The organism is Enterobacter sp. CFEC122 (genome assembly GCF_052983755.1).
Genome location: NZ_JBRIQR010000122.1, coordinates 1 through 1,086 on the forward strand (window position 1 = coordinate 1; position 1,086 = coordinate 1,086).

General features: G+C 59.0%; 1 protein-coding gene. It reads left to right on the forward strand.

Annotated elements, in window-relative coordinates; all coding sequences use genetic code 11:
- Positions 1-103: 103 nt before the first annotated feature.
- Positions 104-1,084: an IS481-like element ISKpn27 family transposase gene (locus ACVCAM_RS26410; RefSeq protein WP_447093751.1), complete on the forward strand. Its 981-nt coding sequence runs from the start codon at positions 104-106 to the stop codon at positions 1,082-1,084.
- The last annotated feature ends 2 nt before the right edge of the window (positions 1,085-1,086 follow it).

Genomic DNA, 1,086 nt, shown 5'->3' on the forward strand with positions numbered 1-1,086 from the left:
GTCTGGACTCGTGGGATCATGTACCCATGCGTAGCTGGCCGCTCTTCAAGGCCAGACACGTTTTGCGTACACTGTTCCAATCCGACTCTTCACTGGCAACTCGATGACCCAGGCACTGCACAGCCAAGCCCGTACTACCCACCTGATCCGTGAGGAAATCAGGAACTCGACGCTCCCGCAGGCCGAACTGGCCAGGATGTACAACGTCACCCGCCAAACCATCCGAAAGTGGCAAAACCGCGAGTCTCCTGAAGACAAGTCGCATGCGCCGAACAAGATGTACACGACGCTCACGCCCGAGCAGGAGCTCATCGTGGTGGAGCTGCGCAAGACGTTGCTGCTGCCCACGGACGACCTGCTGGCGGTCACGCGCGAGTTCATCAATCCAGCCGTCTCGCGTGCCGGCCTGGGACGTTGCCTGCGCCGCCACGGTGTCTCGGTTCTACGTAACCTGGTCGAGCAGGAAGGCACTGCGCCCGCCACGAAAAAGACCTTCAAGGACTACGAGCCGGGCTTTGTGCACATCGACATCAAGTACCTGCCGCAGATGCCCGACGAGACGGCAAGGCGCTATCTCTTCGTTGCCATCGACCGTGCTACGCGCTGGGTCTTCATCGAGCTCTATGCCGACCAGACCGATGGCAGCAGTGGCGACTTCCTCAACAAAGTCCAGCAAGCCTGTCCCGTCAAGATCGTCAAGCTTCTGACCGACAACGGCAGCCAGTTCACCGACCGCTTCACGGCTGGCGGCAAGAAGAAGGAACCCAGCGGCACACACGTGTTCGACCGCCTGTGCAAGCAGCTCGGCATCGAGCACCGGCTCATCCCGCCTCGTCATCCGCAGACCAACGGCATGGTGGAGCGCTTCAACGGTCGTATCAGCGACATCGTCAACCAGACCCGTTTTGGTTCAGCTGCCGAACTGGAATCGACGCTGCGCAATTACGTCAAGATCTACAACCACAGCATTCCGCAACGCGCGCTCCAACACAAAACACCCGTTCAGGCGCTCAAGGAATGGCATGAAAAACGCCCTGAATTGTTCAGGAAACGCGTGTATAACCAGCCGGGTCTTGACATATAGGT

What these genes read in the sequence shown, in the direction of transcription:
- ACVCAM_RS26410 (WP_447093751.1), top strand. Translation starts at nt 104, where the DNA reads ATGACCCAGGCACTGCACAGCCAAGCCCGTACTACCCACCTGATCCGT.